Here is a 5,256-nt window from a genome sequence, read left to right on the forward strand (position 1 = left end):
GATTATTGTGTCCTATCTATGCTGTTTTACTGAAGAATATCTCGTCCCCTAACAATATTCACGTCAAAATGCAAAACGGATTGCAACCGCTTTGCATGAAAGAGGGTATGTCAAAATAACTAAGGATAAAAAAGACGCGAGGGCGTTACGAATTAAGCTTAATCCAAAATGTACAGAATACTTTAAAAAACGGGAGAAAAGGGAAATAGAATTTCTTGAAAAACTCTTTACCGGATTTGATGTCGAATTGACACAAAGCATTTACAAAGGATTTATTAGATTGGAACAAAATATTAAGACGATGCGATATGCCTTTATCAGAGGGCGAAACAATTGAAACTAGTATTGATATTAAAAAAGGCGATGTGGACATAATTGTGGAAAACGAAAATGGTACAATCGCATATCAAGGCAATGATGTGGAAAGCTGTAATTTCATGATTGAAATTGAAGAAGCAGGTACTTATACTTTTTATATTACGGGTCTTAAAGCAGGAGGGAGTGTTTATTTTATAAAACAATGAAAGCTGAAAAAACAAAGAACTACATAATACAATATGTAATCTATACTTATGGATTATTTGGGTTGTTGCTTTTAACATTAGGTGGTATAGCAATAGTATTATTGCATTCGTTATTTGCACTATTGATGACCTCATCAAATTCAAGACCTTTTGACATTTGGACTGAGGTAATTGTTATGCCCTTCTTGAGGTGATGCTGATTTCATAGTATACTTTGCTGCCGGGACTGCAGACTGAGATTTCTTGATAGGTTGATATTTAAATTTTATTGATATAAGTTTACAAAGGAAGGCATCGATAGCGAGGATTAATTTAACTTGCTATAGTAAGATTTTACTATGAGGTGAAGAAATGGAGTGGCTAAAGAATTTGAGCAACGCCATTAATTACATTGAAGACAACTTAGCCGAAGCGATTTCCTATGAAGAAGCAGCAAAAATTGCGTGTTGCTCCACCTATAATTTTCAGCGAATGTTTTCCTATGTGGCTGGTATTTCATTGTCAGAATATATCCGACGCAGGAGAATGACACAAGCGGCATTTGAATTGCAGTGGGAAATATTTTCTCTCTTAGGGCAAAACGGTGTTGAGTGGATAAGATTACAGTGAAAAAGCACGGGCCAGAGGAATAGGCATAAATGTTGGTGAGGGGATAAATTACTATGATAGAAAAACTAAAAATTCAAGATTTCGATACAATATATGACCTAATGGAAATGAGTTTTCCAGGTGATGAATATAGAACCTACGATGAGCAAAAAGCACTGCTTAATAACCCTGCCTATTCTATTTATGTGTTGTATAATGAATCTCAAGGCATTAATGCTTTTATTGCGGTTTGGGAATTTAATAAATTTGCTTACATCGAGCATTTTGTTGTAAATCCTGAACATAGAAATGGTGGAATTGGAGCATATATACTGAATGAACTGGTAGAACTGCTTAGTAAGACTGTTTGTCTGGAAGTTGAGCCGCCAGAAACAGAAATGGCGAGCAGGCGTATTGGCTTCTACAAGCGAAACAGTTTTTTCCTTAACGGATATCCATATATGCAACCTCCAATATCTCAAGGAAAGAAGGCCATTCCGTTGTTCATCATGACTTCAGGTAGCAAAGTGGATGAGGACATGTTTGAGCATATAAAAGGCACTTTGTATACAAAGGTGTATAAATATATATAAGCATAAAATTTCATCTTTTGGCTGTGGACGATCAACACAAAGAAAAAACTCCTCACTGTTCCTTGAGATATTGTTAAAAATATATTCTATTGTCTTTCTGATATAAGAAGTTCAATTTCATCTTCGGTTGGTAGATGATAAGGCAACTGTTTCAGAGATATACCTTACCACCAAGGGGGCAATATCTATTTACAGCATCTTTTTTGTATCCTCAAGGCATGTTGAGTGTATAATAATGATGGCGAATAGAGGCTCTGAGGGCAAATGAGGCGGGCAAACCACTATATGTAGTGGTCTTGGAACTAAAAATAGGCAAAAAATGAGCTGAAAAAGTGCAATTTTCAGCCCGTTTTTTTTGCCTGATTTATAGATGACATCGAGCACATAGGGGTAAAGCTCACAGATGGGGGAGGAGGTTCTGACAGAAATAATGCGAATTGACGGGTAAGATTTTCTTCGTTTTTTTGATATGCAGAAGTAAATAACCTTTAACATTGCATTTTTGTAGTCTGGCTTTACGAATAAATTTTCATCTTGATTACCCAAAAAATTCGTATTATGATAGATGCATATAGGAGGTGCTAAATATGCTGGCAAGATCAGATTTAGAAATTATTGAGCAGCACGTCGATGAAAAATATTTCGATAAAGACAAACTGGTTAAGTATCTCAGTATGCACTCTATCGTAGGAAGCGAGATTTTTTCATACTGCGATAAAAGAGTTGGACGTGATGGTTCTACTTCTTATTCTAATTGGTTGGACGATAAATATGGGTATAAGCCATTGCCTGTTGCAAACTTTATTCGTAGAATACCTTTTTATTTCTATGTAAACGATTATTCGGATAATCACGTAGGCGATTTACATTGTCTTATTTCAGGGATTATTCGAGATGATAAAGATGAAAAGGCTTTAGAGAAGCTATACCAATCACTTGAATACATGCTATATGAGAAGAAACTTTCATTGACAGATATATTCTGCTATATAGTGGACCAGACACATCATGTAAGCAATGCAGAGATGTTTTTTCAATGGAAACATTATCTACAATTGTGTGACGAATTAGGAAGTAGTGATTATCTACCGAACTGCTTTATAACAAGCTATAACGAGGTATTAGAGAAAAAAGGACTTTCTCCTATCATTTATGAAATCAGCGAAATAGGGATAGGTGAAGTGAGTTGGCGTACAGGAACACAGATTGAGTTTGAAGGCACTTTCCCCTGCGATCGTAGTGGGCAGCCTATCATGAAATGGATTGGTCTACAAGTTAAAAACGCAAGAAATATTACTTGCTCGCAGGACAAGTCAAGTCGTGGACGGCTATTCGTGGAACTCACTCCTAGCACAACAATTCATGCGCTCAACTGTTATAACAACAAGGATGATGAGGATTGCTGGTATCAAATTTATGCAGGACCGCAAACTATGGAATTTGATTATGAAATTCTGAAGGTTAGCCGAAAACGTCTTAAATATACCCAACAAGATGTGGCGAATGCAATTGGGGCTACTGTCCGCACATATCAGAAATGGGAAAATGGAGAAACCACACCAGACGGGCATTACCTGCTGAGACTTTTGAACTGGCTCGATATTCGTGATATTCAAGATGTTGTACGATATACAGAATAGCTCTGTAACGCTAAAATAACATTTTGTGGTAAGATTATCTTGGAGAGAAAATGTATTATTAATATGAGGTGACAATATGGAATTGATATATATATGGATCAATAGAAGTAAAAATGGATTTATTACTAGCCAGGGATTTAATTTTTATGGAGAACATCAATTTACTTTGCAGATTGCGCCAGACGCACACCAATATACGCTATCATATAAAGATATGTCACCGCAGGTGGGGTCTACACTTTACGATAACGGTTGCATAAGAAACATTACAGCATTAGTTGGAGAAAATGGGTCAGGGAAAACCACTCTGCTAAAATGCATATATGCAAATCAATGCCTTCCGCGTCATAACGGAGATAAACCAGGATATGAGAAAATGTATGAAGAAGAATATGAAACTGATAAAAAAATTCTCGTATATCGATTCGGTAAAAATATGGAAATCTATCACAATTTGGAACCTGATAAACTTGATAACAAGACTCCTTTTTCTGCTCATAGTATGAATGAAGTTGAATTTGATAAAAGAGAACAATTATTAAACATACTGGAACAACAAACAATTATATATCTTTCTAACAGTATGTATACTTCCGACTTTAACGGATATCAGACTCATGGGATGGTTAACAAAATAAGTCTAACCGCTGATTCGCTAAAAACCATAGCAGGAAATTTTTATAGAAAGACTGTACAATATCCTCGAGGCTTAATTGAAAACAATTATTTTAATAATCTTCAAGCGCTCTTAATTAAAAATAAGTCTGTGCAAGATTTTCAGCAGATATGTGATATTTTATATTATCACAATCTCTGTTCAAATAGGTTAGAAACCTCATATGTTTCTAAGGTGTGCAAAGACTTATATGTAAATTTTAAGAGTGTTATACGGCTGATCGAGAAAATTGACGGATATACCAACATTGCACAAGATGGTATTAAGTCAGATAATCTAAATATAGTTAGGCTATCTGAAAAGGCCAAAGAATTTCTACGTTGGTGCTCAAATATTCCAATAGAAATTCGAAGGAATGCGTGTGCTACGCTATATCTAAATTTGATATTTGAGATGTATTATTGTTGGGACAATATTACCATTGAAAAATTCTATATAAACGCGCTTTCCGATTTTACTGCAACAATAGAAACGATAATAGAGTGTTATAAAACGCAGCCAGAAAATAATCCAGAACAAGCAGCTTACTATACAAATGGGTTTCATGAAATAAATGAAATGCTCGAGATTTTACAAGAGTGCGAAAAAATATATAGCGATGTTCCAGTAGAAGATTTGGCCCACCGTTTTGATAAGGTAGTCTCATACAATAGCAATCGCCAAACTTACTTACGCTTTTGTTCATTTATTGACTCATTAACTCGCAGCAATTCATCTGTGTTACTGAAATATATAAATATCGATAACCTTTACATGTCATCAGGTGAACGCGCATATCAAAACTTCTTTTCATGGCTAAATCTGCTTCCGTTTTTTGATGAATTTATTGAAGGTCAATCGATCCGGATTAGAGATAGCATTCTGTTATTAATTGATGAGATTGACCTGTATATGCATCCGGAATGGCAGAGGAAGTCGGTAGCAATACTATTTGATGAACTCTCAAGGCAGTATTTGGGAAAGGAAATCCAAATTATTATATCTACACATTCACCACTTGTACTATCGGATATTCCTAAGCAAAACACAATTTATTTACGAGCTCAAAATAGAAAATGCAATTTGGTTGATAACGAGTCACGATCTCAAACTTTTGGGACCAACATTCATACTCTTTTAAATGATGCATTTTTTATGAGAAGCACAATGGGGGAATACGCGCAGGAGAAGATTAAAAGAGCTAGCGTTAGTTTACGAGTTATAAGATAATACGCTGTCCGCACCCCTGATAAATA

The 5,256-nt window shown here is 35.4% G+C and carries 4 protein-coding genes and 1 pseudogene; all 5 read left to right on the top strand.

Annotated features, from left to right (window positions below):
- Positions 1-308: 308 nt before the first annotated feature.
- Positions 309-524 (top strand): hypothetical protein, encoded by a 216-nt coding sequence (locus Q7P22_RS10245; protein ID WP_303863842.1) that lies wholly within the window; start codon positions 309-311, stop codon positions 522-524.
- Between the two features lie 351 nt (positions 525-875).
- Positions 876-1,076 (top strand): annotated as a pseudogene (locus Q7P22_RS10250) (AraC family transcriptional regulator); the annotation flags it as partial.
- A 110-nt stretch (positions 1,077-1,186) separates the two neighbouring features.
- Positions 1,187-1,705, top strand: a complete 519-nt coding sequence (locus Q7P22_RS10255; RefSeq protein ID WP_303863844.1) for a GNAT family N-acetyltransferase — start codon at positions 1,187-1,189, stop codon at positions 1,703-1,705.
- 587 nt (positions 1,706-2,292) lie between these two features.
- On the top strand, positions 2,293-3,345 hold the full coding sequence (locus Q7P22_RS10260; RefSeq protein ID WP_303863846.1) for a helix-turn-helix transcriptional regulator: 1,053 nt from the start codon (positions 2,293-2,295) through the stop codon (positions 3,343-3,345).
- Positions 3,346-3,421: 76 nt separating this feature from the next.
- Positions 3,422-5,230 (top strand): AAA family ATPase, encoded by a 1,809-nt coding sequence (locus tag Q7P22_RS10265; protein WP_303863848.1) that lies wholly within the window; start codon positions 3,422-3,424, stop codon positions 5,228-5,230.
- Positions 5,231-5,256: the final 26 nt, after the last annotated feature.

It is taken from the genome of Alkalibaculum bacchi (assembly GCF_937875145.1).
GTDB lineage: Bacteria > Bacillota > Clostridia > Eubacteriales > Alkalibacteraceae > Alkalibaculum > Alkalibaculum bacchi_A.